Genomic DNA, 26089 nt, shown 5'->3' with positions numbered 1-26089 from the left:
TTCTACAACGAAAGGCCCGGTGAGTGATGACGACGATGGACTTGCGTTGGGACCCGTTCGACCGCGCCCTGCATAAGGAACCGTACGAGGTCTGGAAGCGGTTGCGCGACGAGGCGCCCGTTTATTACAACGAGCAGCACGACTTCTACGCGTTGAGCCGGTTTGCCGACGTGGTGGAGGCATCATTGGACACCACCACATTCTCGTCGGAACACGGGATCACCTTGGACGCCATCGGCGCAGACCCATGGCCGTCGCCGCGACCCATGATCATGATGGACCCGCCGGATCACACGGCGCTGCGCAAGATGGTCAACCGTACCTTCTTCCGCACCCAAGTCGCCACGCTCGAGGACCGGGTGCGGACCCTGTGCCGCACCTACCTGGACAGGTTTGTCGGCGCTGACGGCTTCGACTACGTGCGCGACTTCTCAATGAAATTCCCTGTGATGGTGATCAGTTCGCTGCTCGGCTTTCCCGAAGAGGATCACGACAACCTGAGGGAATGGTCGGACGCGCAGCTACATCGCGAGGAGGGCACGACGGAACTCAGCGATGACGGTCAAGACGCCAACGCCAAATTGCTTGGCTACTACGCCGAACAGATTCAACAACGTCGGATTACGGCCACTGACGACATAGTCGGCAACCTGATGAATACCGATCTGGTCCAGGCAGGCAAAGAGACTCGTCGCCTCGACGACACAGAACTGCTGATGTTCGTCGCGTTGATCAATGTCGCTGGCAACGAGACCGTGGCCCGGTTGCTGGGCTGGGCGGCACTGACGTTGGCACGCAATCCTCACCAGCGGGCCAAGCTCGTTGCCAACCCGCAGCTGATCAGCGGCGCCGTCGAGGAGCTACTCCGTTATGACGCCCCCTCACCGGTGCAAGGCAGGTATACGACCCGCGACGTGATTTATCACGACCAGCCCATCCCGGGCGGATCGCGCGTGGCACTGTTAACCGGCTCCGCGGGACGCGACGAACGCCAATACGAGGATCCAGACATCTTCGACGTCGAGCGAAAGGGAATCCGTCACGTCAGCTTCGGTCACGGATCGCACTTCTGCCTCGGCGCAGCACTAGCCCGCCTGGAAGCACGGATCGCGCTCGAGGAGACCCTATCCCGGTTCCCTACCTGGGAGGTGGACGAAGAGGCCGTGCTTTACGTGCATACTAATTCGGTGCGCGGTCCGGCGAGTATGCCGATACAGCTATGACCACCCCGGATGTGGTGGTCCGTACCGACGATGCGGTGCGCTGGCTAATTTTGGATCGACCCGATGTAGGCAATTCGGTGACCCGGGCCATGCAACAAGCCCTGATCGAGCACTTGCAACGCGCTTCGCACGATCCCGAAGTCAGGGCGGTGATCTTGACCGCTGCCGGCGATCGACACTTTTGTACTGGACCGAATCTTCGCGACCCTGGAATGCAGCCCAGGAAAGATCGGGTCGCTGGCGACGCGGCACGAATCCTGCGGAGCGGGTCCCAGGCGGTGGTGTCGGCGCTACTCGACTGTGAAAAGCCGGTGCTATGTGCGCTCAACGGTGTCGCGGCTGGAGTCGGCGCCAGCATGGTGTTGGCGTGCGACCTCATCGTGGCCGCCGAAAGCGCCTCGTTAATTAAGCTTTTCGTGCGCCGCGGGCTGGCGCCCGACGGCGGCGCGGCCTATCTGCTAGCCCGAAAGGTGCCCTTCAACATCGCCAAGCAGTTACTGCTCTTTGGCGAGGAGTTGTCGGCGGCTGACGCGCACCGCATCGGTTTGATCAACAAAGTAGTTCCGGCCGGCGAGCTACTTAACGAAGCTGGCGACTGGGCACGTCGCTTAGCACAAGGTCCGACGCGTGCGCTCGCGGCAGCCAAGGCGATGCTTAATGAAGCCCTGGACGTCAACCGCGACACAGCCTTCCGTACCGAGGCGTTGCTCGTCGAGCAAGTGGCTGGGACCGAGGACGTAGCCGAGGGCATCACCGCATTTGGCGAAAAGCGGGAGCCTGAATTCAAGGGCCGCTAAGCTGTTCTCACAGCCCAAGTTTCAACCCCGCGCCGGCATCGACGAACAACTGTTGCCCAGTGACGTAACGGGATTCGTCGGATGCCAAAAACACCACCAGATGGGAAACGTCCTCGGGTTCGATCCACGGCACAGGCATCGCCTGCAGCAATGGGAACACGATCTCGGCATCCTCTCGGGTCGGGGCGGGTAGGTCCGGTCGAAATGTCCGGTACATCGGAAGGTTGTGCAGCATACCGGTGTTGACGTTGCTCGGGTGCACAGTGTTGATCCGGATCTGCTCGGGCGCCAGCGTCAACGCCAGTCCCTTCGTGTATTCCCTGAGCATTTTTTTGGCCAAGCCGTAACCGGCACCACCCGGGCCCTGTGGCCCGCCGCCGGTTGCCAGGTCCTTCTGCGGAACCAAACCCGCGATGGAGCCCGTGACGATTATGGAAGCACCGGCCCGCAAGTGATCGAAACTGACACCGACGGTGTTGACCACGCCGACGAAGTCGACGTCGAAGGCATCGATGAACCCACGAGCGGGAACCTCATTGCCTAGTGGGCAGATGCCGGCGTTGGCGACCACCACGTGCAGGCCACCTAGCTCGGCTACCGCGTCGTCGATCGCCTTTTTCAGCGAGACGCGATCACGCACGTCGACAACCGCGGAAATTACTCGCCTGCCGGACTTCTCCACCAGTGCTACCGTTTCGTCGAGATCGTCGCGCGATGCCAGCGGATAATGGTTGGTCTCGATCTCCGCGCAGATGTCTAGCGCGATGATGTCGGCCCCCTCGTCAGCGAGGTGAACCGCGTGGCTGCGGCCCTGACCGCGCCCGGCACCGGTGACAACGGCGACCTTGCCGCTCAGACGTTGCATCTGACCCTCCTCGCGGTTGACGCCACCCGCGCAACCAAGGTTAACAGTAGTACATGATGTGTATGGTTGTAGAGGGCCGGGCCCGTGGTCGAGAGGTCCACTCGAGAGCGGGTCATCACCAACCGGGAGGTTGAGCCGTGACGCAGTCGGATACGGCAAGTCAGAGCACCACGATCGCCAACCTGCTGGCACGAGAAGAGATTAGGCAACTGCCCTACCGCTACGCAGCGGCGATCGAAGCCCGGGATGTCGATGCAATGGCCGATTTGTACGTTCCGCAAGCACGTTTCGGCGACTACGGCGACGGACCCGCCGGTTTGCGCCAACTGATGTCGCAGGGGCTGGAAGCGAGTGTCTTCGCGGTGATTCTGGTTGCCAATCATCTGATCGAACTCGACGACGAAGCCCAGGCGCACGGACAGGTTTGGGCCCAATGCTTCGCGCAGACCCGCGCCGAAGGATTCGTCGAGCAGGTAATCAAGTACGAAGACCGCTACCAGCGGCACCAGGGCAGGTGGTGCTTTCTACACCGACGTCATCGCCTGCACTATGGGTTCGCCCGAATCGCGTCACCGCTGACGCAGCAAGCCGCCGACTGGCCGCAACGGCAGATCGGCGTCGGAGACGTACCGCTGGCCGATCCCGAGTTCGCCTCCTGGTGGACCCAAACGCACTCCGGCCAATGATGGTGGGACGTTACGTTGTCGAGGGGCTGGCATTCCCAGAGAGCCCGATCGTCCTGGAGGACGGTTCCGTCCTAGTCTCGGAAATGGCAGCCGGCCGAATCACCAGAGTCCGTCCTGACGGAACCACCGAAACCGTCGCCAGTCCCGGCGGTGGCCCCAATGGCGTCGCCCAGCTACCGGACGGCCGACTGGCGGTCTGCCAAAACGGCGGGTCCCGGTTCGGCCTGGCACCCTGGCCATACGACTTCGTCGGAAGTGTCGAGGTTTTCCGACCCATAGGTGCTGCGGCAGACCCACTCACTCCGGGCCTGCAGATCGTGGAGCGCGACGGCACGGTCGACCTGTTGACTACCGAATTTCGCACCCGTTCGGGCACAACACGTCAGCTGGTACGACCCAGCGACATCTGTGTCGATGAGTACGGCGGTTTCTACATGACCGACGGCGGAACCACCCGCGGACGCGAACGCACCATGACCGGGTTGCTGTACGGCACGGTCGACAGCGGATTGCGAGAGATCGTCTACCCCTTGGAGATGCCCAACGGCCTTGCGTTGTCGCCCGACGGATCGCGCCTGTATGTCGCCGAGACCCGCACGCGCCGAATCTGGGAGTTCGAACTGGAAGGACCCGGCGTTATATGCCGGGCGCGCGGGCTGGCAACCGTGCCCAGCGGTGGCGCGATGAATATCGGTGGCGCCGACGGTGTTTCGACCGACCGGAACGGTCGGATCCTGGTTGCAACGCTCGGAACTGGAGGCGTCACGGTGTTCTCACCGACCGGGGAGTTGTTGGGCACGATTCTTGCCGACGACCCCATGACGACCAACGTCGCGGTCAGCGCCGACGGACAAAGCCTAGTCATGACGCTCGCCTCGACCGGACGGCTGATGGTGGTTGACGACTGGCTGGTCGCTGCCGGAATATTCGAAAGGCCAAGGCAGGGGCGTTAGCTCGAATCCCCGGCCTTCTGCGCCTGCTGCTTCTCAAGCTTTTCGAGGAAGGTGTCGAAGCCGATGCCACCGTGGCCCGCCATGATCTCGTCGTAGTCGTACTCGGATGGATTGCCGTCGTTAGGACGCCATCCGGAATCCGCGGTGCTGGACTTGAAACCTGCTTCTGGAAAGGCATACCAGCGTCGAGCGTTCAATTCGACGATCTTGGCCGCTTCCTCGTCGGGCACCTGAGCCAGCATCTGTTCGGCCCTCGCCCGACTCTTGGGCCAAAACGAATCCGAATGCGGATAGTCGCACTCCCAGGTTATGTTGTCGATGCCAATCGCCCCACGGTTGGCCACGCCTACCTCGTCCTCGATAAAGCATCCGGATATGTTGCGCCGGAACAATTCCGACGGAGCTATGGTGGGATGGATGTTCTGGTAATACCTGTGTTTGCGCCAGACGTAGTCGGCCCGCTCCATAAGATAGGGCATCCATCCGACCCCCCCTTCCGAGAACGCCACCTTCAGATTTGGATGCTTGTGGAACACCGGGGAGAAGATGAGTTCCGTAGCTGCTGCCATCGATGTGGTGCCCATCAGGGTGATCATCACCGCGAATGGCGCCTCCGGTGCGGTCTGCGGCGGAAAGCCTCCGCTTCCGAAGTGCATCACCGCCGTAAGGTTGGTCTCCTCGAGAGCTGACCAGACCGGTTCCCAGTACACGGTGTGATAACTGGGCAGCTTAAGGTTGGTGGGATTATCTGGCAGGCCGATGGCGCGCGCGCCTTTGGCCGCCACTCGTTCGATCTCTGCCACGATCAGCGATGGGTCCCACAGGGGAGTGATCGCCATCGGGATAAACCGCGCCGGATCTGTCGCGCACCATTCGTCAAGCGAAAAGTCGTTCCACGCCTGGACTCCCAGCAACGCCAGCTCCTTATCCACTCCTTCGAGGAATACCGTTCCGCAGAATCGTGGAAAGGAAGGAAAGCACAGCATTGCGTGCACGCCGTCGATGTCCATGTCGGCCAGGCGGGCTTTGGGGTCGTAGCAGCCCGGGATCATGTCCGCGTACCGAATCGGGTCGACGCCGAACTCTTCTGGTGATTTACCGGCGACCGCGTTGAGTCCGATATTCGCGTAAGTGCGACCTTCGTAGACCCACTGCTGCATAGGCGGAGCGCCGTCGCGCGGAAAATCCACGATGCGGGGCCCCTGCTCGATGTATTTCTTGGGCAGCCGATCAATCCAGACATGAGGTGGTTCGATGAGGTGATCGTCCACGGACAAAAGCTTCATTGATGGCTGCAAAGGCATGGCGGTCCTCAACTCTCCACGCCGATGGCGCGAGTACAGTACAGTTGAACATATCCTGATTAATTGACCATTGTAGCTGACGTCGGTGGCGGGATCAGCGGGCGCGGCGCCAAGGAGTTGACCGATGGATCCCCGCGAACGAATTCCACACGATGACTGGGCTGACCAGGATTTGCTGACGAGGAGCGAGGCGGCCCAACGCCTCACTGCCGAGATCGCAGAAGTCAATGCCAGTCTGCAAAAGCCCGACGCTCCGGTCGGCGAACACCGAGAACTGATCGAACGGCGGCTCAACGGGCTGCGCGAGGCGGTCAGGCACCTCACCGAAGGCACGCAGGGTTGAGTCACACGGCCCGAGGGGCTAGTAGCGCGGCAACCCCAACACCCGCTGTGCGACGATGTTGCGCTGTATCTGCGCGGTTCCTCCATAGATGCCGGCGGCACGGGACCACACGTAAATGTCCCACTCGAGACTTTCCGTGAGCAGCGGGTCGCTGGCCCGCAGGTCCATCATGGTGTGCCCGAAGAATTGATCGGCTCGGGCCATGAGGAGCTTGTCGACAGAGCCCTCCGGCCCGGGCAGTTTGCCTCGCTGCCGATCAGTCAGGGAGCGTTGCACCTTGACTTGTAGGGCGCGCAGCTCAACGTAGGCCTGACCAAGCCGAGCCCGCGACGTGGGCGAGTCGTGGAGCCGGCCGGTCCGCACGTCGTCCTCGAGGTTGCGCAGCTGGGTCGAAAGCCGACTGATCCAGTTGATGTCGCTGGGCCCACGCTCGTAGGCGAGCAGCTGGTTTGCGATCGACCACCCCTGCCCAGCTTCACCGAGCAGATTAGTGTCGGCGACATCCACGTCGTCGAAGGTGATCTCGGTGAACTCGCGATTGCGCGCGGCGTTGACGATCGGGCGTACTTCGATTCCAGGCGTAGACATCGGCACCAGTAGCACCGAGATCCCCGCATGCTTAGGTGCGTCACTTTCGGTGCGACACAGCAAGAAACACCAATCGGCAACCGCCCCGAAACTCGTCCAGATCTTGCGGCCATTTACCCGGAACACTCGGTGACCGCCGACGTCGACAAGTTCGGCGCGGGTCTTGAGTCCGGCGAGGTCGGAGCCGGCCTCAGGCTCGGAGAATCCCTGGCACCAACGCACCTGTCCGGACAACAGCCCAGGAAGCAACTCATCGCGTTGCCTATCGGTACCGAACAAGCGCAGCGCATTGCTGAGGTGCCCCACGCCCTCGATGGGTGGCGCGCCGGCTCGACCGAGTTCATCGTTGAGGATGGCCTCGTAGATCGGTGCCCTGCCGTGCCCGCCGCACTCGACCGGGAAGGACAGACCGATGTAGCCGGCTTCGTAGAGGGTTTTGTGCCAAGCATTCTGAGCGTCCGCGCGGGCAGCAGGATCCTCCGGGATGGCGGCGTCGGCGGCGTGCTCGGCAAGCCAGCTTCGCAGTTCGGCTCGGAACTGAGCCTCGGATTGACTGTCGTTAAAGTCCACTGTTACACCATGTCCCGGTTCGCCAGCCGCATGGCTGCGATCCCCTCGTAATGCACCGACTCATCGCCGAACAATCGCCGGTTGAGCAGGGTCCGGCGCAATCGCAGGTGCGAGACATGCTCCCAGGTGATCGCGATGCCGCCGAATACCTGGACACTGGTTTCGACCACATCGCGGCCTGCTGCGGACGCATACGCCTTCGCGGTCATCGCGGCTAGCCGCGCCTCGTCGACCGGCAGGTGGTCGATGGCCCACGCGGCGTACCACAGGCAACTGCGAGCGCCCTCGACTCGGACGAGGGCATCGGCAAGCATGTGTTGAATCGCCTGAAAAGAACCAATCTTCACGGAAAACTGAGTGCGCTCGGCCGCGTAACGCACCGCGTCATCGAGAGCGCCCTGCATGACGCCGACCAGATCGGCGGCCGCGGCGGTCATGGCCAGCGACTCGACTCGCCGCCACCTCTCGTCGTCGATCGGAAATCCGACTATCGACGACGAAAGGGCCGAATCTGCCGGCATGTAGCGAAACACTCGGGTCAGGTCTAAGGCCGCCGCATCGGCAGCACGATGTAGTGGAGCACACGCCAGCCTGCGTTGCCCGCTCTCCTGAACCATCAGCAGCGCGTGAGTGGCGCCCGCCGCGTCGAAGGCCACCCCAGGTTGGTCCACGCCTGCGAGGCCGCCTAAGTCAGTGTCCAGCACTGGTGCCGCTCGCAGGCTCCCCGCCGCCACCAGCTCCTGCTCCTTGACCGCACCGGCGGCCTCCAACAATTCCGCGGCCAGCACCCCCTGGCCGAAAACAGGTGCGGCGCTCAGTATGCGCGCCAGTTGCTCGATGACGATCGCAGTCTCCACGCCGCTAGCTTCAAGACCGCACAGGCCGGGTGAACGCAGCATCGGCACACCGAGTTCCACCACCTGCTGCCATTGCGCGTCGAGCCTTGAGCCCGTGGCAATGGTTTCCGGTCCAGTGACAGCCAGGTCCGCACCCATCCGTGCAACGGTGTCCTGCAACAATTGCTGCTCGTCGCTGAAGGCGATGTCCATGGTCAGCGCAACGTCATCTCCACGCTCGTGTAACCGCGCACCGTCGCGGTAAGCACACGTTCGCGCGCTCCGATCGCGTAATTCGGGAACTTCTCAGCTACATAGTCAAACACCAACTGTGCCTCCCGTCTGGCCAGCCACTGCCCTAGGCAGATGTGTATTCCCCACCCGAAATACACTTCGGTGCCGCGTGGTCTCCCAATGATGAATCGGTCCGGGTCGGTGTAACGCCGTTCATCCCGGTTGGCGCTGCCGAGTAGCAGCAGAACCCAGTCACCAGCGTTCATATTGACACCGTGGCGTTCGATAGGCCGCGTCAGCGTGCGAGCCACCCAATGGCTCGGCGTGTCGTAGCGCAACGCCTCGTTCACAGCGACCGGAATAACACTGCGGTCCTTGATGATTCGCTGCCACTGCTCCGGGTGCTCAGCCAAGGCGACCAGGCCGTTGGAGATGAGCTTCTGTGTGGTCTCCGATCCCGCGGCCGACAGGAGGTTGCAGAACATCAACACCTCGTGCGCGGTCAGAGAGCGCTCACCGCCGGCTTCTGGATCGTCGAAAGTGGCTTGCAGCACAATGCTGATGAGGTCGTCGCCTGGGTCGGTACGGCGCCGCTCGATCAGATCGCCGATGTACTGGCTGATCATGCGGTTGGCTTCGATAGCCTTGGCCGGCATCGAGACTTCGCCCTCCTCACGAGTGAGGAAGGCTTCCCACCAAACGCGGAGTTGCTCACGGTCCCCCGGCGGGACGCCGAGCAGGTCACCAATCACATCGGTTGGGACTGCGAAAGCGAAAGCCTCCATTGCGTCTATGGTTGTCCCGGCGCGAAGGCGACCCAAGTGTGTATTCACCACCGTCTGCAGCGCGGACTCCATCGCCGCCACGGCTCTTGGTGTGAAGAAGCCTTTCAGGACTCCACGGATGCGGTCGTGGCGAGGTGGATCCATCGAGATGACTGAATACTTGCGCCCGTCGTTATCCGGGTTTTCAGGTGCGGGGCCGCGCTTGGATGAGAAGGTCTCCCAGTCCCGCAATGCCTGTGCGACGTCGTCAAACCTCGACAGCACCCACCACCGGTCATCCGGGTCGCGGTACACAGGAGCTTCGTTGCGCAGACGGCGGTACACCGGGTACGGATCGTCAAACACCGCCTTGGAGAACGGTGAGTAGGTCAACTCCGCGGTCACTGCCACCGTATGACTCTATCATCGCACTAAACAGTTATACGGTGAGTGCCTAGTTGCCTATTTGGGTCTGCGTTCGATCAGCTCAAGCCAGTTGCCGTCGGGATCGGTGACCATCAGGCCGCGGTTGCCACCATCGAACTTCACCGTGCGCTCGGGCCATGCCCGGCCGCCCGCACGTTCGATCTGCCCGACCATTTCGTCGGGGTCATCCACACGAAACGATAGATGGGTGAAACCGAGTGCATTCATCTCCCGCGGCAGTCCATCTCCGGATACCCCGGGTGACGGGTAACTGAGCAGCTCCAGCCGAATTCCGTCGCGATGCAGGTACACCAAGTCAAGTACCAGGTCAGGCACATCGAGTAGCTGCGCCGTAGCGCCCCCATCGACCCGCATGCGACCCACTTCGTCAAATCCCATTGCGCCACAGTAAAATTCAACCGATCGGCTCAGATCGCGGACGCATAGCCCGATATGGGTGAGACGGTGGCCGCCGGTCATTCATCTAATAGGTAGTTGTGCTCACCGGGCAGCGGTGGACGTGGTGGCGCAGCCGACGGTGCCGTGTTGAAAAGATACGGCGTTCCGGGATAGGTGAATGTCCTGCCAAGCTCCGGATGGCTCACCTGAACCCGGAAGCCACGCGCCGCGACATGTTCGTCCTCAATGGCCTCGTCTGGGGACAGCACCGCGCCGGCTGCAAACCCGCGGCGCTGACTCTGCAGGAAGTATTCTTTGGCCGGCAACCTGGAGGCGATCAAGCTGATTGCTTCGCGGGCCGCGGTCAGGATGGCGGTGGTTTCGTCGTCAACACCGATCAACGCGAGGTCAACCAGCGCGTCGCGAGCGGCGGCCATCTCCAAGAAGACCGCCTCGGGCAGCTCGTCGCGCAGTCCGAGATCGGTGAGCCAGCAGAGCAATTCGGTGTACTCGCGGGGTTTGCGCGGCAGCACTCCGGTGGTGGCGTATGCGCCGTCAGCGCATTGCACCTGAGTCTTCAGACTAGGGGTGAAGTAAGCGTGCCGGCTGGTCTGACGAACACACGTTTCGTTGTTCACCAGCCAGTGATAGGTCACTTGTTCGGAGCTGACGTTACACGCCGCGTTCACACTGACATCGACGAGTTGGCCCTGACCGGTCTGGTCGCGGTGGGCCAGCGCTACCAGCGCACCAATCGCGCAGTACAGCCCGGCGATGTTAGCTGATTGATCCCCTGCCCCACGGATCGGCGGTAGCGAATGGTCGTCGTATCCGCAGTTCCAGACCGGGCCGCCACCAGCGAGCATGGTGAGGTCGGTCACCGGGTGGTCGCCACGCACGCTGTCGAGGCCAAATGGGCTGACGGATAACCAGATCAGCGCGGGATGCACCGCGGCCAGATCCTGGTACGCCAGCACGCCTTCCGCCACGAGGGCCGTACCGGAGATCACGATGTCAGCACCCGCAATCAGGCGGCGCAACGCCGCAACTCCTCGCGGGGTGTCAAGATCGACTGTGACCGAACGTTTTCCAACGTTGCCGCTCCACCAGCGCAAGCTGGTGTTGGGGCTTGGATTGTCGTCTGCGAAGGGAGGGCGCAGCCGATCCGGCGATCCGCCAGGGGGTTCGACGACCACGACGTCAGCGCCGAGTTCGGCCAGAACTCTGCCGCCGATGGCGGTGAACTGGTCGTTGATCTCGACGATTTGCAGTCCGGCTAACGCGTTCAGATCACACCCTGCTTCGTCAATTCGTCCAACTCCTCGTCGGTGCGCCCCAGCAGCCCACCCAGCACGTCGTGATTGTGTTCCCCCAAACATGGCGCAGCACGCCCAATGCTCCACGGCGTGGCTGACATTCGCAGTGGAAGCCCTTCGACACGAACCGCGCCGATCTCGGGGTGCGTGACCTTCGGGAACAGATCCCATGCCGCAACGTCTGGGTCTTCTTCGATACGTTCGCGAGGCGACTTCACCACGCTGACCGGGACCCCGGCGGCAGCGAGCTCAACTGCCAACGAGTCGGCTTCACATTTCCGGGTGCATGCGCCGACGAGCGCGTCGAGTTCGTCGCAGGCTGCTAGCCGCTGCCCCAAGGCCGAGAACCGATCGGACACCAGCTCGGGTTCGTCCAACACCTTGGATAGCAGCGCGACCTCTCGGTCGTCGCGACAGGCTATGGCAATCCACCTGTCCTCACCGACACAGGGGTATATCCCGTGCGGCGCCATCTCTGAGAAGTCGGCTTGGTTGCCGTGCGGGCGCCCCCGTCGGTTGTTGACGGTCCAGTCGAGCACTTCGGTAGGCAACATAGCGATGCCGCCCGGCACCGAGGCCAAGTCGATGTGCTGACCCTCACCCGTGCACTCTCGGTGGTGCACCGCCGCCAGAATCGCGGTCGTCATGTAGTAGGCGGCGATGTGGTCCATGTAAGAGAATCCCCAGCCGGCGGGTTCGGTGTCAGGAAGGCCCGCAGTAAACGTCAAACCACTGAGCGCCTGCACGATCGGGCCCCAGGTCTTGAAATTTCGGTACGGGCCGGTGTGGCCGAATCCGCAATTGGAGACGTAGATGATGTCTGGCTTGACGCGGCACAATTCCTCGTAGCCGAATCCCATCTTGGCCAGCACTCCGGCCGCAAAGTTCTCACATACGATGTCCGACACTGCGACTAGCTCGCGCAGCAGTTGCTTGCCGGCTTCCAGTCGCAGATTGATGGTCACACCGAATTTGCCGACATTGTGGTTGTTGAAACCCGCCCCCAGGTTTACCCCGCGGCGCCCGTCAACGTAGGGGCCCACGCCGCGCAATGCATCCCACAATCCGTTGCTGGCCGGGTCTTCGACGCGGATGACTTCGGCACCGAACGCTGCAAGTATTTTCGTTGCACCCGCCCCGGCCAGTTGCCCGCCCAAGTCGCAAACGCGGAGATGAGCCAGAGCGAGGGACATCATGCAACAATAAGACACATTCTGTTTTGCTGACAACTTGATGGCGCTCGGTTCCGAGCAACGTGCCCTCGCAGATTAACAGTGGATGTTCTATTGTTTAGGCCTATGGCGATGACCGTGACGGCCCGGTTCGACGACCCGGCCTTTTACCTCGGCGACCCAAACGCAATGTTCGCACAGTTGCGCGACCACGATCCGGTGCACTGGTACGAAGAAGGCAAGTTCTGGGTCATCACCAGATACGACGACATCAAGGGCATCTCGGCGCGTCCCGAGAGGTTCAAGTCCGAACGCATTGGCATCATGATGGATCTGATCGCGCACAGGGAAGGACGTGACCCGCAGGGATATCAGACCCGCGGCATCATGTTCATGGATCCTCCGGAGCACCGCGCGCATCGAAAGGCGATCGGCGTTCGGTTCACGCCTGCCGCCGTGGCGAAAATGGAAGCTCGGGTACGCCAGGTCGTCAACGACGCGCTGGATGGCCTGCCCGACGGCGAATTCGACTGGATCGAGCGAATCGCCGAACCGATCCCGGTTTACGTATTCGCTTATCTGCTCGGCGTTCCCGAAGCAGACTGGTCCAAAGTGGCCGCTTGGGCAACCACCATCGCCAATGTGGGCAGCGGATTGGCCACCGACGATGACATGACGCTGATCTTCGACCAGATCGGCCCGTACCTGCTGAGTCTGGTCGCTGAACGCAAGGACAAGCCCCGGGACGACCTGCTGACCATGCTGTCCACGGTCCGGATAGACGGCCAGCCTTTCAACGATGCGCAGATAATGATCTACGCGCTTACACTGCTGGCCGCGGGCAGCGAGACGACGCAGAGCCTAATCGCTGGCATGGCCGACTGCCTCGATACGCATCCCGACCAGGCCGACAAGCTTTTCGGCGACCCCACGCTGGCAGGCAATGCGGTCGAGGAAGTGTTGCGCTACTGGACGCCGGTGATGAGCATGGCCCGCCAAGCGGCTCACGACGTCGAGTTGAGCGGAGTCACCGTCAAAGAAGGTGACGGCGTACTGCTCGCCTACGCCTCAGCCAACCGCGACCAGCACCATTGGGGGCCCGACGCCGAGCAGTTCGACATCACCCGGCAAGACGCGGCCGGGCACCTGGGCTTCGGGGTAGGCGAACATTTCTGCATGGGAGCCGCCCTGGCCAGGCGCGAAGCACGTCTACTATTGGAGGAAATGTTCAAGCGCGTCAAGGGGATTAAGGTCACCGGTGAGCGGGTGCAGCGCCTCTCGGCGTTGGTCCACACCCATGATCGGCTGCCGGTCACGCTGGAATACCGCTGAGTAAACAGCATGACCGGACCGATGTCAGGAGTGCGGGTACTCGAGGTCGCCCAGTGGACGTTCGTGCCCGCAGCGGGCGCCGTGCTTGCCGACTGGGGCGCAGACGTGCTGAAGATCGAGCATCCTCGCACCGGCGATTCCCAACGCGGCCTGCGCCAGCTGGGCAATATCGCGATCGAAGGCCCGCGCAATCCGGTGATGGAACATGCCAACCGGGGTAAACGGTCTATCGCACTGGATATCTCGGTTCCCGAGGGACACGAGCTGCTGATGGATATCGCGCGAACCAGTGACGTGTTCCTCACCAACTTCTTGCCCGATGCCCGTGCGAAGCTCAAGATCGATGTTGAGCATCTTCGCGCCGTCAACCCAAACATCGTTTACGCCCGAGGTAGCGCTTACGGTCCCATGGGCGCGGACAGCGGCAATGGTGGCTATGACATGACCGGATTTTGGAGCCGCGCTGCCGGCGCTGCCAGCACCACCCCGTCGGATCTCAATGGCGTTGTGGCCCAGCCAGGTCCGGCTTACGGAGATTCGATCGGCGGCATGACCATTGCCGGCGGGATCGCCGCGGCACTGTTTGAGCGCGAACGGACCGGCGTGGCACGCACGGTGGATATCTCGTTGCTCGGCGTTGGGGTGTGGGCGATGGGCGTGGCGGTCAACGCCGCACTGATCAGTGGTCAGCCATGGATTGCCAATCCTTCTGGAGCCAATGTGGTACCACATAACCCACTCACCGGCTTCTATTGCACCAGCGATAACCGGTACCTGGGATTGTCCATGCTGCAGGCCTTCCGATACTTCGCTGAATTCTGCGCCCGGGTGGGAGTTCCGCACCTTGCCGCCGACGAGCGATTCGCCAGCCCGGAGTTGCTCGCCAAGAACGGCGCTGCCGCCGCAGCGGTATTGCGCGAAGCGATTGCGGCTCAGCCTCTTGGATATTGGCGCACCGCGCTCGCCGATTTCGACGGCCAGTGGGCACCGGTGCTGAACACCGCTGAGGTAGCGACTGATCCGCAGGTACGAGCCAATGGCGGCATTGTGCCGGTGGCGCAGGACGGCGAAACCTACGACTTGGTAGCAAGTCCGGTGCTCTTCGATGAAACCCATTTAAGGCTTGACCCGGCACCACAATTCGCCGAACACACCGAGATGCTCGTCCTCGAGCTCGGCGGCGACTGGGACCGCATCGCCGCACTGAAGGACGCCGGCGCAATCGGCTGAGGACACCGGCGGACCAGACTCAGATCACCGAACCAATGTCGTTGCGCACGATGCGGTCAAGTGTTCGCTCGACGACACCAGCGATGGTCAGCGAAGGCTTGCATGCTGCGGTGGACCTTCGCGATCAGCGGCCCAGCACGCTGACCACGCAGGAGCCGCCGCCGCCCATCGCCTGCGCCAGTCCGACGCGCGGATCGGCGACCTGACGCGAATCCGCTTCTCCCCGAAGCTGGCTGACGACTTCGGCAACCTGAGCCAGGCCAGTGGCTCCAAACGCGTGCCCGCGCGCCAGGCAGCCGCCGTCGGTGTTGGTCGGCAGCCGGCCTTTCGTTTCCAGAGCACCGGAGGTCGCCAGTTCCGCTGCCTCTTTGACGTCGGCGAGGCCCAGGGCGATCAACGCCGTGATTTCCTCGCTGGCGCACATGTCGTGTAGTGAGACAACGCCGACGTCGGCCGCGACAACCCGCGCGGCATCGAAAGCGCGTTGGGCGGTCAAAGAGATCTGCGACGGCGGCCCTACACACGGGCCCAGCACCGGCCAGGTCGGGTCCGCAGGCCAACTGGTCTGCTCGATCGAGTTGATCGGGACCAAACGTGGCCCGGGGTCGGCGGTAACCACGATAGCCGCACCCCCGTCGACCGATGTGTGGCACATCATTTTGGTGAGCGGCTCGGCGACCATTCGCGCCGACATCACCTGCTCGACGGTCACCTCTTCGTCAGTGCGCCTCGCGGCAAGGGGGTTCAGCCGTGCCTGGTTGTACGATTTGGCCGCGACCGCGGCAATGACCTCGGGTCCGCACTGCGCATCGTGCAGCCACCTGTTGGCCTCAATGGCGTAGTGCAATTGCGGCGGGAATCTGTCCCAGAAGCCGACCGCTGCCGGCACCACCCCGCCGGGCTCCAGCGCGGTGGTCTTCTCGTAGCCGATGGCCAGCGCGGTACGACAGCGGCCGGATGCAACCGCCCAGACAGCATGCCGTAGCGCAACCATGCCTCCCGCCGATGCGCTCTCGACAGCAGTCACCGGAATCCCGGTCCGTCCCAGGCGATGCGCTACCTTCAGCGCGCTTTGGGGTGGCGCCATGGAAGATGACGCGAATACCTCACCGACCGCGTCATAATCCAGACCTGCGTCGTCGAGCGCCCGGCGCGCGGCAGTCGCCCCCAGCTCTGCAAGCGCGGTGTCACCGTGTCTGCCGAATGAAGTGAGCCCGATTCCGGCGACCCAGACGCCGGTCATGCCGGGTCTGCCTGGAAGAGAACGACTTCCGCCTCACCGAGCGTTTGGGTACGCAGCAGGCCCACGCTTCCCGGCGCCGGGCGCGGCCCGGATACCAATACCTGCAGTCGCCCGTCGGATGTGTCAACCCACGCGACGCTATAGCCGTCTTGACCATAATCGATGATCGGCGACTTCGACGGCACGAAGGTCGACGCCCACACCGTCGCTGTGCAATCGGCACTTTGTTTAGCGGGCACTGATCATCCTTTCCTGACGAGCGTTTGCACTGCCAAGGGCCGGGGGCGCCGCCAGCGGCACGGGCCCAAGACCGGCGAATCGCCACGGCAGCCCGACCAGGCGGGCAGTCGCAATTTCGGGATCCGGGTGGGTGATTTCGGGGAAGAATCCGCGTGCCGCCAGATGCGGGTCGGCGATCAAGTCCTCGGCACGTTGCACCACAGCGGCCTGCGCGCCCAGCGCGTTCAACTCGACGGCTACCTCCTCCGCAGCTCCGGCTGCAACCACTGCCGCTAACTCGTCCGCTTTCAGTGCGGTTGATTGCGCGAGTTCGACAGCGACCCAGCGTTCGTCGGCGGCACGGTAGACACCGCGATGCGCGGCACCGTCGGCTACCAGTGGTACCTCGACCGAGGCCGCGGTGACGAATTCGGCCACCGTCGAGGCAACAACCTCCGCCATGGATAGATCGACCACCGCTCCGGTGTCGCGGGCGGGTCCGAGCGCCCACGCGGCTATGACCACGGCCGCCACCATTGACGACAACGGGTCGGCTATGACGGTGCTTAGCCTTGCGGGTGAACCGGCCGCGTCGACGGTCAGCCCGGCAAGCCCTCCGTAGGACTGAACATTGTTGGCATACACCCGATATCCCGCCAACGGACCCGCCGAACCGAAGCCGGACACACGCACCGCGAGGCGCCCGGATGCAGCGACAGCGTCTGGGTCCAAGCCCAGCCGGCCCAGTCGTGACGCGCCGATATTCTCGATGACGACGTCACAGTCGGCCATCGCGGCGGCCACGTCTTGCACCGCACGACTTGGCTCGATAAGCAGGCTCTCCTTCGAATGATTGGCCACCGAGAAGTAGGCACCACGCTCTACACCGGGTTTGCCTGCTGCGAAGGGCCCGGTACGCCGGTAGATGTCCAAGCGATCCGGATCCTCCAGACGTAGTACACCTGCCCCCATTGCCCCGAGCAGTGCCCCGATGATCGGCCCGGCCAGCACGTGGGTGAGCTCCACGATCCGCAATTCACTGAGGCGGCCAGTTCGGTGCCGGGTGCTTGGTCCGCCCGGGTGCGTCAACCATGGCGGGCCGAGCACCGAAACGTCGACGCCGGCAATCTGCGCGGCCGTCACTGCACCGCGGAACACGAACTGCGATGAGGTGAGGATCTCTTCGGGCGTGTTGACCGGGGTCGACGGGACACCGTTTGCCTGCAGAATCTTTGCACAGGAAGCTTTTTCGCGCGTTGCCGCCCAGTCGGCGACATGCCGGTTGATCAGATCCGCATGCTCGATACGCGCGGGGCGTTCGTCCAGACCTGCTGCCCATGCCGGATCATCCAGCGCTACCAGCAGACCTCGCCACTGATGATTTTCCACTGCGGTGATGCGAACCAGCCCGTCGCGACAATTGAACAGGCCTGATGGCGCAAGATAGCGCCCGCTGCCTGCCCGGCCGGGGCACCCATACAGCAGGTGCGCGCACTCGGGCAGCACCGCCGTGGACGCAACGGCCTCCTGCACCGAAACATCAACGTAAACAGCCGTATTTGTGCTGTTTCGCCGATCCAATCCATGAAGGGCAGCCAGCGCGGTGACGGCACCCGCCGCCTTCAGTGCGACGTACCCAGGCACCGGTACCGGGACGCCGCCTGACCCCTCGATGGTCGAGAGCAGTCCACCGGTTGCCTGTGCGACGATTTCTCCGCCGGACTGCGCCGCCCGCGGTCCATCCAAACCGAACGGGCTGACACTCACCACGACCACACCTTCGCACTGTGGCAGGGTGACGGCGCGGCCGTAGTCGAGGATAACGATGTCGTGTTCACCGATCAGCTTGGTCAAATCGGAGTCGGCGGCGGCGATCCGCTTCTCTCTATCGAGGGTAATGTCAACGGCAGCAAGAGATCCCGCGGCGGTATTGATGAGCGGTCCGGTCCGTTCCGCCTTCCGCACGGTGGAGACCTTGGCGACCAGAGCGCCCAGGCTGGCAAGCAGCGCAGCTGCAGCCGAGCCGGCTATTCCGTCGCCAAGCTGCAGGACGCGGATGCCACCGAGGAAGGCCGGGCGTACTTCGGTATTCACTCTGCACGACCCCCATTGTCGTCCGAAGCATGCCGGGCGCTGAGCCACGCGGCGACCACCTCGCGGTGGTGCGCGCGCGCCCCTACCCCGGCGGCGATGGTGGCCGCCCGGCGCAGGTGGACATGCGCGTGGTGCTCCCAGGTGTAGGCAATGCCCCCGAAGACTTGCATGGCGCCTTCGGGTACCGAGCGCAACGCCTCCATCGCCCAGAAGGCGGCGAGCGCTGCCAGAGCGTCGGCGTCGTCCTGATCTTGCTGGATCGCGTCGGCCGCCCGATTAACCAGTGCCCTTCCGACTTCGATCGCGCAACGCTGGTCGACGAGCCGGTGCTTGACAGCCTGGAAGCTGCCGATCGGGCGTCCAAACGCAGTGCGCAGCTTGGCATAGGCGGTCGCGGTCTCGTTGGCTGCCGACGCGATGCCCACCAGCTCGGCAATCTGGGCCACCCGAGCACGCAGTGTCGCTTGGTGGTGGCGACGTGCGGCGCGCTCACCGCGTTCCATGACCTCGATCGGGCTGTTCTGCAATGAAATTCGAGCTGCTGGACTATGGTCCAGCGGCCTCACCGGTTCACGGATCACTCCGGCACCCATCGGGTCGACTGTGCCCAGCACCGTTTGGTCGCCGCGCCCCCCGCAGACGAGCAAGGCGGTGGCGACTGCGCCGTACGCCGCGACTGGCCAGAGCCCCGAGACCCCGTCAGAGTCCAGTTCAGCTCGTCCCGGCAGCAAAAGACTTATGCCATCGGTGGATCGGTCGGCGCACCATCCGGCGGCGGCCGCCGCCGGCAGCGGGATGGGTGCAGCGACGGCGCCGGCCGCCTCGGCGAGCACGCATAGCTCCCGCAGACCGCCTCCTCCCCCACCCGCGGCGTCGCTGACCAGGACATCGGGCCAGCCCAGCTCCGCGACGGTGCGCCACAGGCGCGGGTCGAACGCCGGCCCTGGCCCATCCAGCAGAACCCGGAATTTCTCCACTGACCAGGCGCCTTGCAGGATATCGTCGACCGAATCGCGCAGTTGTGCCAATTCAGCTGTGTGGTCGGCGATCTCATCCAACGAGGACAAAGAATCAGGGGTCACGGGGCAATCCCAGCAACTTCTCGCCGATCACATTGCGCTGGATCTCCGATGTTCCGGCGCCAAAGGTCGCGGCCCGCATCAGCAGGTAGCTCTGCGCTACATTGCCGCTCTTGGCCGCGCCCGCGGAGCCGCGCTCCAATGTACCGCTGGCCCCCGCCAGCTCCAGCCCGAAATCGGCCATCTCTTGGTCGACTTCAGAAGTCAGCAATTTTGCCACTGACGCCTCGGGCCCCGGGCTGACACCGCGGACGCCCGCGGCGGTGGCTTGGGCGGAGATCTGCCGCAGCGCTTCCACACGTGCAGCGAAACCTACAATCCGGTCGGCGACGTAGCTATCGGCCAATCCATCGTCGCACAGCGCGTTTTCTGCACGAGCCATCCTCACCAGAATTGCGAGCCGACGTTCGATGCGATGGGTACGGCTCTGGCCGACCCGTTCGTAGCCCAGGGTCGATTTGGCGACCTTCCATCCGCCGTGCAATGGACCGAGCACATTTTCGAGCGGAACACGAACCGCGTCGAAAAACACCTCGTTGAATTCGGAGGCACCGGTGATTTGCCTGGTCGGGCGCACCTGGATGCCGGAAGTGTTCAGTGGCACAAGGAGGTAACTGATCCCAGCATGTCGACTGGCAGCGGGATCGGTGCGGGCCAAGATGTAGATCCAGTCAGCGTATTGGGCTTTAGAGGTCCAAATCTTCTGCCCGGTGATCACCAGCTCGTCACCGTCACGGTCGGCTCTCGTCTTGAGAGCGGCGAGATCGCTGCCGGCCTCCGGCTCGCTGAAACCCTGACACCAGACCTGTTCTCCAGAAAGAATTCCGGGTAGGTACCGGCTGCGCTGCTCGTCAGTGCCCCACTGGATGATGGTGGGCCCCAGCTGGTTGATGGCACTGCGATTGATCGGTTCGGGCGCGCGAGCCGCGGCCATCTCTGCACTGAACACCAACTGCTGAACCGGGGTGGCGGCTCGGCCACCGTAGCGTACCGGCCAGGATATGGCTGCCAATCCCGCATCGTGGAGTCGACACTGCCATAGTCGCATTCGATCCAGCCGGTCGGTTTCGTCGATTCCGGAATCGCGGACGTCCGGTGTCAATGCGGTCGCCAGAAACGAGCGAACCTCGTCGCGAAAGCGACGATCGGCATCGTCTAGCACGACACCGTGGTCTAGCTCCGTCACGCTCCACCTTGCAAGATCGCGGCCATCCGCACCTTCATGTCCCCGTAGGTGATGGCACTGACGCCAGCTTTCGGCGCACGCCCAGCCTCGACCTTGGGCGCCGACAGGTCCCAGTCGACAATCTTGTTCCGCAGCGCGGAGACTGTACAGTTCGATCTACCCAGGCGGTCGACGCCGGTGTAGCCGAAAACGCGAGCGGCGTTTTTCCAAGTGATGGCTTCGATCTCGTCGAAAGTACATCCCTCAAGTTGGGCCGCCAGCTGCTCGGGCGCGTCGGGCCAACTGCTGTCAGAGTGCGGGTAGTCCATTTCCCAGCAGATAGTTTCCACGCCTATGCGCTCGCGCATCTCGATCCCGACCCGGTCGCGAATGAAGCACGACATGAAGTTGCGGCGGTAGACGTCGGTGGGGCTCAAGCCCTCACCCAAGTCGTCTCCGGTCCAGGCCCGCTGGCGGGAATAGATGTCCTCGAATCGCTCGAGCAGAAACGGAATCCACCCGATACCGCCCTCGGACAGCGAGAATTTGATGGTTGGGAACTTATGCAGGATCGGCGAGAACAACAGGTCAGCTGTGAACCGCTGCGTATCAAGCGGCAGCATCGAGTTATAGGCAAGGTAGGTCGTTTGATCGGACGGAACAGGAAACCCACCGCCGGTACCGATGTGGATATTGACTACCGTGTTCTCCGCGCAGATCGCCTCCCACATGGGATCCCAGTGCGGATCTTGCCAGGGTGGCTGACCGTAGTTGCCGATGTGCTGCGGCGCCGTGATCGCGCGGCAACCCAACCCGGCGAGGCGGTGCACCTCAGCGGCGGCCAGTTTCGGATCCCAAAGTGGCAGGATGCCCATCGGGATGAACCGATCCGGGTGGCGTCCCCACCAGTCTTCGATATGCCAGTCATTGTATGCGCGAACCATCACTGCGGAGGTCTCGCGGTCACCGTGGTAGGTGAACAGCGCGCCCGAGATCGTCGGGAATGACGGAAAGCACAGCGAGGCAAGCACACCCGACGCGTTCATATCGTCGACACGAGCGTCGACGTCGTAGCACCCAGTCCGCATATCGGCGAAGCTTGACGGCTCGAAACCCCACTCGTCGTTTGGCCTACCCGCCACGGCATTGAGTCCGATATTCGGTAGCTGCAATCCGTCGTACACCCAAAAGCACACGCCATTGCTGTCCTCGACGACGCGTGGCGCCTCGTCGGCGAACCGGCTGGGCACCCGTCCGGTGAACATGTCCGGTGGCTCGACGGTGTGATCGTCGACGCTGATCAGCACGAGATCGAGAGGGTCAATCACCCAACACATCTTAGACTAAGTAACAAATGTTGTCTAAGTGTACTATCGCTTGGACTGTAGCCTCGTGTAATCGTCGATCCAGTCGGCCATCATGCCGTAGACAGCCTCGATCGCCTCTCGCGCGACGGCATCGTCGCCGTCGGGTTCGTAATCGATCTCCCAGACCACCGTCGATCCACCTGACGGGTCACCGATACCAGACTCCGACACCGAGGCCACCGCGACGAATCGGCTCACCGGCAAGGGATTGTCGGTGATCTCGTAGGCCAATGTCCGTGCCTCGGGCTTGATCCAAAGAAGCGTTTCGACGATCGGCGTGTCGCCACTGCCTTTGATGCGCCGGCACATACCCGGCCCGCGGCCCTCGACCTGGACCTCTTTCAGACCCGGGATCCATTCGACGCTGCCGAAGTCGGCCAGCACGGCCCAAACGCTTGCCGCCGACGACTCAAGTCGCTTACTGACGCTCATTGCTGGCATCCAACGACGGTATCAGTGTGACAATTGATCGACTAGTGTTCTTGTGTACTGCCATGTGCGAAGGAGGGCGCTATGAGCACCGACGCCCCAGTGGACGGCGCGTTCGAGGTCAACCCGGATTGGGTGCGCTATGAGGTCGTCGAACCGCACATCGCGCAGATCGTGATCAACCGGCCGGACCGGCGCAACGCCATCCTCTCTCCGGAAATGCATGCCTTGTTCAAGGACCGGCTGAACCTCGCCGAGGAGGACGACGACATCAAAGTCGTGGTCCTGCTGGCCGAGGGAAAAGACTTCTGTAGCGGTGACGATGTGCGCCGGCTGCCGGTCGAACAGGCCGGGCTGAAGAAGGGCAAACGCCTTCCTCAGACGGCGCGGATGGGTAACGCGCGACGCCTGCATCGACACCTGACGAACTGGCTAGAGTTTCCGAAGACGGTAATTGCCGCCTGCCAGGGCGCCACTCTAGGTGCGGGCATGAATCTCGCGCTGGCCGCCGACATCTTGGTTGTCGCCGACGACATGTACCTCGCTCGACCCCAAGCACGGATCGGCTTCGCCGGATTCTCCACGGCCATGCCGCTGGCACTGCTCAAGCTCGGCCCGAATCGTGGCTACGAGGCCATGATCACCGGGCGCAAAGTCCCCGCGTCCGAGCTGCGCGCCTGGGGCGTCGCAGCCTCGGTGGTGCCTGTTGACTCATTGCGTGACGAGGCCATGCGTTATGCCCGCGCCATTGCTCACCACTCGGCCGACGGCCTGATGGTGGGCAAACACGCGCTGATCACGTTCTGGCACGCCGTCGGAATAGCACAGTTCGGCGACTGGGTGCCGATGGGGCACACAGTGTTCAGCAACCTGACCTGGCGCGACGACGAGTTCAACTTCATGAAGGAGCGCGGCGAACGCGGCGCGAAGGAAGCAATGGCCGAGCTGGAGCGCCGCTACCAAGAGTGGGGTTTCGACTAGCGGATACGTTGTCAACAATTGTACAAATAGTGTGTTTCTGTTTTGTATGCTGATGCAAAATGCCCCTGCTGCCAAGGAGCTGGACGACGATGGGTGTGCTTGACGGACGTACCGCGCTGGTGACCGGCGCCGGGCGCGGGATCGGTGCGGCGGTCGCCGAAGGCCTGGCGGCCGAAGGCGCGACGGTCCTGGTGTCTGACGCCGGGGTGAGCGTCGACGGGACTGGGCACGACAGCGGCCCCGCCGAAAGCATCGCCGCAGCGATCACGGCAGGGGGTGGCAAGGCTTTCGCCGACTCCACCGACATCACCGACTTCTCTGCGTGCGGCGAACTCATCGATCGAGCTGCCGAAACGCTGGGTGGCTTGGACGTCGTGGTGAACGCCGCCGGGATCCTGCGCGACGGCATGGTGTTCAAGATGAGTGAATCCGACTGGGATGCAGTCATCTCCGTGCATCTCAAAGGCACATTCAACATCACCCGTCACGCCGCAGCCTGGTGGCGGGAGAATCGCGGTGGCCAATACCGGTTGATCAACTTCTCGTCGATGTCGGGCCTGCAGGGCGCTCCCAGCCAGCCCAACTACGCAGCGGCCAAGATGGGCATTGTCGGGCTGACCTTCTCGTGCGCCAACGCCCTACGCAGCTACGGGGTCCGGTCCAACGCGATCGCACCGATCGCCGGCACCCGGATGACGCAGGGCATCAAAGGCGGGGGCAGCATGGATTATTCGGAAAGTAATGTCCGTCTGTCACCCAAGAATTGCGTACCCCCGGTGGTGTACCTGGCCAGCACCCGCTCTGACTGGCTGAATCGGCGAGTCATTTTCGCCGGCAACGGTCGCATCAGCCTGATGTCCAACCCCGTCGTCGAACGCGAGATCGTGTCGGCCACCGGAGTATGGGACATCCCGACCGCATTCGCCGAGATCGAGACATCATTCAAAGAAGCGGTCCTATATCCGAACATATTCGACAAACCACCCGCCAGCTGAGCGGAGGCGAGGGGTATCCATGACCGAGGTTGCCACCGACCGAGTTCCCGCGCGGTTCGCCTGCGGGGAGACATTCGTGCCCAAGAGCCGCTATATCGACCCGGAATTCCTGGAGCTGGAGCTGGACCGGTTGTTCACGCAGGTCTGGCAACCCGCCTGTCGTGAAGAAGAAATTCCCACTGCTGGTTGCTATTACGAATACACCATCGGTCGGCAATCCATTGTGGTGGTGCGTCAAAAGGACGGCGCTATAAAGGCCTTCCACAACACCTGCGCCCACCGCGGCATGAAGCTAGTCCGTGGCGCCGGGCCGCTGTCGGACAACGAGTTCCGGTGTGAATTCCATGGCTGGCGTTACGGGCTGGACGGCAGGTCATCGTTCGTTCCGTGCCGGGAGGAATTCGCGGCCCGGCCTCGTGCAGAGTGGGGGTTGCGATCCGTCGCCACCGGCACGTGGGGCGGCTGGGTATTCATCAGCATGGCCGCGAACCCGCCAGATCTACTGGAGTGGCTGGACCCGCTACCCACGGCTCTAGCGCCATTCCGATTGCAGGACATGCGTTTTCGCTGGCGCAAACGAACTTACCTGCCGGCTAACTGGAAGACGGTGATCGACGCTTTCATCGAGGGCTACCACACACCGGGTACGCATCCGCAGACCATGCGCTCGGCGGAGGGGCCACGGCCGTCGGCGGCGCCAGCGCCGCCCCAGGAATACGTCTATGCCCCCTATACTCCGACCATTACCTACAAAAATCATTCGCGGTTCGTTTACACGCAGCGCCCCGAGCACGCCGACCGCGACAAGGGCCGTCAGGAATTGGCAGCCCGCCCGGAGGTATTCGCCAACTCGATGCAGTACCAGTACCTCGAGGTCGGCTCACTGGTAACCGAACGTGACTATCGCGCCGCTCAGCAATTGGCCACTCTAGAACCCAGCGATGTCCCGCCATTCCTGCGCTATCACCAGATGTGCGAAGAGCTTGCGCTCGCTGAAGGTGTTGCCTTTCCGCGTATGTCGATGGAGCAGTACTTTGGCGGAAACGGTGACTGGCACGTATTTCCCACCATGGTGATCCTCGTGGAAAAGTCCTGTCTGCTGGGTTATCGGATGCTGCCCGACGCCGAGGATCCTAATCGCTGCACCTTCGAGATGTTCTCGCTGGAGCACTTTGCGCCGGGGGACGTGCCCGACACATCGTGGCAGGTTTTCCAGCGCTGGCAGGATCACGACGGCTGGGGCGAGTTGCCCACGCAAGACCTGAAGAACATCGGTGCGATCCACGCCGGCATGCACTCGGCAGGATTCGATGGGCTGTGGCTCAACACCGCACAAGAGATGTCGATCCGCAACGAGCATGCGATCGCCGACCGTTTCTTGTTCGGCGCTGGTTGTCAAAAGTCATCGCCGAGCGAGTAAGACATCCCTCGCGAGTCGTGGCACCGAACGGGCAGCGGAGTGTTTATCCTCGGCGCATG

The 26089-nt window shown here is 62.9% G+C and carries 25 protein-coding genes; 10 read left to right on the top strand and 15 right to left on the bottom strand.

The features are described from left to right. Window positions 1–26: 26 nt before the first annotated feature. Window positions 27–1223: a cytochrome P450 gene (locus H0P51_RS08490; protein WP_180917502.1), complete on the top strand. Its 1197-nt coding sequence runs from the start codon at window positions 27–29 to the stop codon at window positions 1221–1223. Then, window positions 1220–2020: an enoyl-CoA hydratase/isomerase family protein gene (locus H0P51_RS08485; RefSeq protein WP_180917501.1), complete on the top strand. Its 801-nt coding sequence runs from the start codon at window positions 1220–1222 to the stop codon at window positions 2018–2020. Before H0P51_RS08490 ends, H0P51_RS08485 begins: the two co-directional genes overlap by 4 nt. A gap of 7 nt (window positions 2021–2027) precedes the next feature. On the opposite strand, the gene H0P51_RS08480 is transcribed toward H0P51_RS08485, so the two are convergent. Then, a complete protein-coding gene (locus tag H0P51_RS08480) occupies window positions 2028–2885 on the bottom strand; it encodes a mycofactocin-coupled SDR family oxidoreductase (RefSeq protein WP_180917500.1) in 858 nt (285 codons plus the stop codon). Window positions 2886–3022: 137 nt separating this feature from the next. Between H0P51_RS08480 and H0P51_RS08475 the strand changes: the two genes are divergently transcribed. Together H0P51_RS08475 and H0P51_RS08470 are read left to right on the top strand one after the other, a co-directional pair. Beyond that, window positions 3023–3571 (top strand): nuclear transport factor 2 family protein, encoded by a 549-nt coding sequence (locus H0P51_RS08475; RefSeq protein ID WP_246398498.1) that lies wholly within the window; start codon window positions 3023–3025, stop codon window positions 3569–3571. 83 nt (window positions 3572–3654) lie between these two features. Beyond that, a complete protein-coding gene (locus tag H0P51_RS08470) occupies window positions 3655–4524 on the top strand; it encodes an SMP-30/gluconolactonase/LRE family protein (protein WP_246398496.1) in 870 nt (289 codons plus the stop codon). Here the strand turns inward: H0P51_RS08470 and H0P51_RS08465 are convergent. Continuing rightward, window positions 4521–5828 (bottom strand): amidohydrolase family protein, encoded by a 1308-nt coding sequence (locus H0P51_RS08465; RefSeq protein WP_180917499.1) that lies wholly within the window; start codon window positions 5826–5828, stop codon window positions 4521–4523. The genes H0P51_RS08470 and H0P51_RS08465 overlap by 4 nt on opposite strands. A gap of 124 nt (window positions 5829–5952) precedes the next feature. Here H0P51_RS08465 and H0P51_RS08460 point away from each other — a divergent pair, with 124 nt between their 5' ends. Further along, window positions 5953–6171, top strand: a complete 219-nt coding sequence (locus tag H0P51_RS08460) for a hypothetical protein (RefSeq protein WP_180917498.1) — start codon at window positions 5953–5955, stop codon at window positions 6169–6171. A gap of 18 nt (window positions 6172–6189) precedes the next feature. Here the strand turns inward: H0P51_RS08460 and H0P51_RS08455 are convergent, their stop codons facing one another. From H0P51_RS08455 to H0P51_RS08430, 6 genes are read right to left on the bottom strand one after another with little or no spacing between them, the layout of a single operon-like run. Further along, the gene (locus H0P51_RS08455) at window positions 6190–7329 is read right to left on the bottom strand and encodes an acyl-CoA dehydrogenase family protein (RefSeq protein ID WP_180917497.1); all 1140 of its coding nucleotides are present in this window, start codon (window positions 7327–7329) and stop codon (window positions 6190–6192) included. 2 nt (window positions 7330–7331) lie between these two features. Further along, window positions 7332–8378: an acyl-CoA dehydrogenase family protein gene (locus H0P51_RS08450; RefSeq protein ID WP_180917496.1), complete on the bottom strand. Its 1047-nt coding sequence runs from the start codon at window positions 8376–8378 to the stop codon at window positions 7332–7334. A 2-nt stretch (window positions 8379–8380) separates the two neighbouring features. After that, on the bottom strand, window positions 8381–9574 hold the full coding sequence (locus tag H0P51_RS08445; protein ID WP_180917495.1) for a cytochrome P450: 1194 nt from the start codon (window positions 9572–9574) through the stop codon (window positions 8381–8383). A 51-nt stretch (window positions 9575–9625) separates the two neighbouring features. Then, window positions 9626–10069 (bottom strand): VOC family protein, encoded by a 444-nt coding sequence (locus tag H0P51_RS08440; RefSeq protein ID WP_180917494.1) that lies wholly within the window; start codon window positions 10067–10069, stop codon window positions 9626–9628. Further along, window positions 10066–11367, bottom strand: a complete 1302-nt coding sequence (locus tag H0P51_RS08435) for a CoA transferase (RefSeq protein WP_180917493.1) — start codon at window positions 11365–11367, stop codon at window positions 10066–10068. The genes H0P51_RS08440 and H0P51_RS08435 overlap by 4 nt, the downstream gene beginning before the upstream one ends. After that, entirely contained in the window at window positions 11274–12497 is a 1224-nt protein-coding gene (locus H0P51_RS08430) for a CaiB/BaiF CoA transferase family protein (protein ID WP_180917492.1), read from the bottom strand. The genes H0P51_RS08435 and H0P51_RS08430 overlap by 94 nt, the downstream gene beginning before the upstream one ends. 105 nt (window positions 12498–12602) lie before the next feature. Between H0P51_RS08430 and H0P51_RS08425 the strand changes: the two genes are divergently transcribed. Together H0P51_RS08425 and H0P51_RS08420 are read left to right on the top strand one after the other, a co-directional pair. Continuing rightward, the gene (locus tag H0P51_RS08425) at window positions 12603–13808 is read left to right on the top strand and encodes a cytochrome P450 (RefSeq protein ID WP_180917491.1); all 1206 of its coding nucleotides are present in this window, start codon (window positions 12603–12605) and stop codon (window positions 13806–13808) included. A 9-nt stretch (window positions 13809–13817) separates the two neighbouring features. Beyond that, window positions 13818–15038, top strand: a complete 1221-nt coding sequence (locus H0P51_RS08420) for a CaiB/BaiF CoA transferase family protein (protein ID WP_180917490.1) — start codon at window positions 13818–13820, stop codon at window positions 15036–15038. 124 nt (window positions 15039–15162) lie between these two features. Here H0P51_RS08420 and H0P51_RS08415 read toward each other — a convergent pair whose 3' ends face one another. The 7 genes from H0P51_RS08415 to H0P51_RS08385 are packed head-to-tail and all read right to left on the bottom strand — an operon-like array spanning window position 15163 to window position 22637. Further along, the gene (locus H0P51_RS08415; RefSeq protein ID WP_180917489.1) at window positions 15163–16281 is read right to left on the bottom strand and encodes a thiolase family protein; all 1119 of its coding nucleotides are present in this window, start codon (window positions 16279–16281) and stop codon (window positions 15163–15165) included. Further along, window positions 16278–16520 carry a hypothetical protein gene (locus H0P51_RS08410; protein WP_180917488.1) on the bottom strand — a complete coding sequence of 81 codons (243 nt, stop codon included), beginning with the start codon at window positions 16518–16520 and terminating at the stop codon, window positions 16278–16280. The genes H0P51_RS08415 and H0P51_RS08410 overlap by 4 nt, the downstream gene beginning before the upstream one ends. Continuing rightward, window positions 16510–18594, bottom strand: a complete 2085-nt coding sequence (locus H0P51_RS08405) for a CoA transferase (RefSeq protein WP_246398494.1) — start codon at window positions 18592–18594, stop codon at window positions 16510–16512. Before H0P51_RS08405 ends, H0P51_RS08410 begins: the two co-directional genes overlap by 11 nt. Beyond that, the gene (locus H0P51_RS08400) at window positions 18591–19676 is read right to left on the bottom strand and encodes an acyl-CoA dehydrogenase family protein (protein WP_180917487.1); all 1086 of its coding nucleotides are present in this window, start codon (window positions 19674–19676) and stop codon (window positions 18591–18593) included. Before H0P51_RS08400 ends, H0P51_RS08405 begins: the two co-directional genes overlap by 4 nt. After that, window positions 19666–20859: an acyl-CoA dehydrogenase family protein gene (locus H0P51_RS08395; protein WP_180917486.1), complete on the bottom strand. Its 1194-nt coding sequence runs from the start codon at window positions 20857–20859 to the stop codon at window positions 19666–19668. The genes H0P51_RS08400 and H0P51_RS08395 overlap by 11 nt, the downstream gene beginning before the upstream one ends. Continuing rightward, window positions 20856–22175, bottom strand: coding sequence for an amidohydrolase family protein (locus H0P51_RS08390; RefSeq protein ID WP_180917485.1), 1320 nt, complete (start codon window positions 22173–22175; stop codon window positions 20856–20858). The genes H0P51_RS08395 and H0P51_RS08390 overlap by 4 nt, the downstream gene beginning before the upstream one ends. A 33-nt stretch (window positions 22176–22208) precedes the next feature. Continuing rightward, the gene (locus H0P51_RS08385; protein WP_180917484.1) at window positions 22209–22637 is read right to left on the bottom strand and encodes an SRPBCC family protein; all 429 of its coding nucleotides are present in this window, start codon (window positions 22635–22637) and stop codon (window positions 22209–22211) included. A gap of 81 nt (window positions 22638–22718) precedes the next feature. Between H0P51_RS08385 and H0P51_RS08380 the strand changes: the two genes are divergently transcribed. From H0P51_RS08380 to H0P51_RS08370, 3 genes are all read left to right on the top strand, one after another. Then, window positions 22719–23615: an enoyl-CoA hydratase/isomerase family protein gene (locus tag H0P51_RS08380; protein WP_180917483.1), complete on the top strand. Its 897-nt coding sequence runs from the start codon at window positions 22719–22721 to the stop codon at window positions 23613–23615. A gap of 59 nt (window positions 23616–23674) precedes the next feature. Further along, window positions 23675–24610, top strand: a complete 936-nt coding sequence (locus H0P51_RS08375; RefSeq protein ID WP_246398492.1) for an SDR family NAD(P)-dependent oxidoreductase — start codon at window positions 23675–23677, stop codon at window positions 24608–24610. 76 nt (window positions 24611–24686) lie between these two features. Further along, on the top strand, window positions 24687–26030 hold the full coding sequence (locus H0P51_RS08370; RefSeq protein WP_246398490.1) for an aromatic ring-hydroxylating oxygenase subunit alpha: 1344 nt from the start codon (window positions 24687–24689) through the stop codon (window positions 26028–26030). The last annotated feature ends 59 nt before the right edge of the window (window positions 26031–26089 follow it).

The sequence above is a fragment of the Mycobacterium vicinigordonae genome (assembly GCF_013466425.1).
GTDB classification, from domain to species: Bacteria; Actinomycetota; Actinomycetes; order Mycobacteriales; family Mycobacteriaceae; genus Mycobacterium; species Mycobacterium vicinigordonae.
This window is presented reverse-complemented; position numbering and strand designations above follow the sequence as displayed.

What these genes read in the sequence shown, in the direction of transcription:
- H0P51_RS08425 (WP_180917491.1), top strand. Translation starts at nt 12,603, where the DNA reads ATGGCGATGACCGTGACGGCCCGGTTCGACGACCCGGCCTTTTACCTC.
- H0P51_RS08380 (WP_180917483.1), top strand. Translation starts at nt 22,719, where the DNA reads ATGAGCACCGACGCCCCAGTGGACGGCGCGTTCGAGGTCAACCCGGAT.
- H0P51_RS08460 (WP_180917498.1), top strand. Translation starts at nt 5,953, where the DNA reads ATGGATCCCCGCGAACGAATTCCACACGATGACTGGGCTGACCAGGAT.
- H0P51_RS08435 (WP_180917493.1), bottom strand. Translation starts at nt 11,367, where the DNA reads ATGTTTGGGGGAACACAATCACGACGTGCTGGGTGGGCTGCTGGGGCG.
- H0P51_RS08490 (WP_180917502.1), top strand. Translation starts at nt 27, where the DNA reads ATGACGACGATGGACTTGCGTTGGGACCCGTTCGACCGCGCCCTGCAT.
- H0P51_RS08420 (WP_180917490.1), top strand. Translation starts at nt 13,818, where the DNA reads ATGACCGGACCGATGTCAGGAGTGCGGGTACTCGAGGTCGCCCAGTGG.
- H0P51_RS08480 (WP_180917500.1), bottom strand. Translation starts at nt 2,885, where the DNA reads ATGCAACGTCTGAGCGGCAAGGTCGCCGTTGTCACCGGTGCCGGGCGC.
- H0P51_RS08450 (WP_180917496.1), bottom strand. Translation starts at nt 8,378, where the DNA reads ATGGACATCGCCTTCAGCGACGAGCAGCAATTGTTGCAGGACACCGTT.
- H0P51_RS08465 (WP_180917499.1), bottom strand. Translation starts at nt 5,828, where the DNA reads ATGCCTTTGCAGCCATCAATGAAGCTTTTGTCCGTGGACGATCACCTC.
- H0P51_RS08440 (WP_180917494.1), bottom strand. Translation starts at nt 10,069, where the DNA reads ATGACCGGCGGCCACCGTCTCACCCATATCGGGCTATGCGTCCGCGAT.
- H0P51_RS08385 (WP_180917484.1), bottom strand. Translation starts at nt 22,637, where the DNA reads ATGAGCGTCAGTAAGCGACTTGAGTCGTCGGCGGCAAGCGTTTGGGCC.
- H0P51_RS08415 (WP_180917489.1), bottom strand. Translation starts at nt 16,281, where the DNA reads ATGACCGGCGTCTGGGTCGCCGGAATCGGGCTCACTTCATTCGGCAGA.
- H0P51_RS08430 (WP_180917492.1), bottom strand. Translation starts at nt 12,497, where the DNA reads ATGTCCCTCGCTCTGGCTCATCTCCGCGTTTGCGACTTGGGCGGGCAA.
- H0P51_RS08485 (WP_180917501.1), top strand. Translation starts at nt 1,220, where the DNA reads ATGACCACCCCGGATGTGGTGGTCCGTACCGACGATGCGGTGCGCTGG.
- H0P51_RS08390 (WP_180917485.1), bottom strand. Translation starts at nt 22,175, where the DNA reads ATGTGTTGGGTGATTGACCCTCTCGATCTCGTGCTGATCAGCGTCGAC.
- H0P51_RS08470 (WP_246398496.1), top strand. Translation starts at nt 3,655, where the DNA reads ATGGCAGCCGGCCGAATCACCAGAGTCCGTCCTGACGGAACCACCGAA.
- H0P51_RS08375 (WP_246398492.1), top strand. Translation starts at nt 23,675, where the DNA reads ATGCCCCTGCTGCCAAGGAGCTGGACGACGATGGGTGTGCTTGACGGA.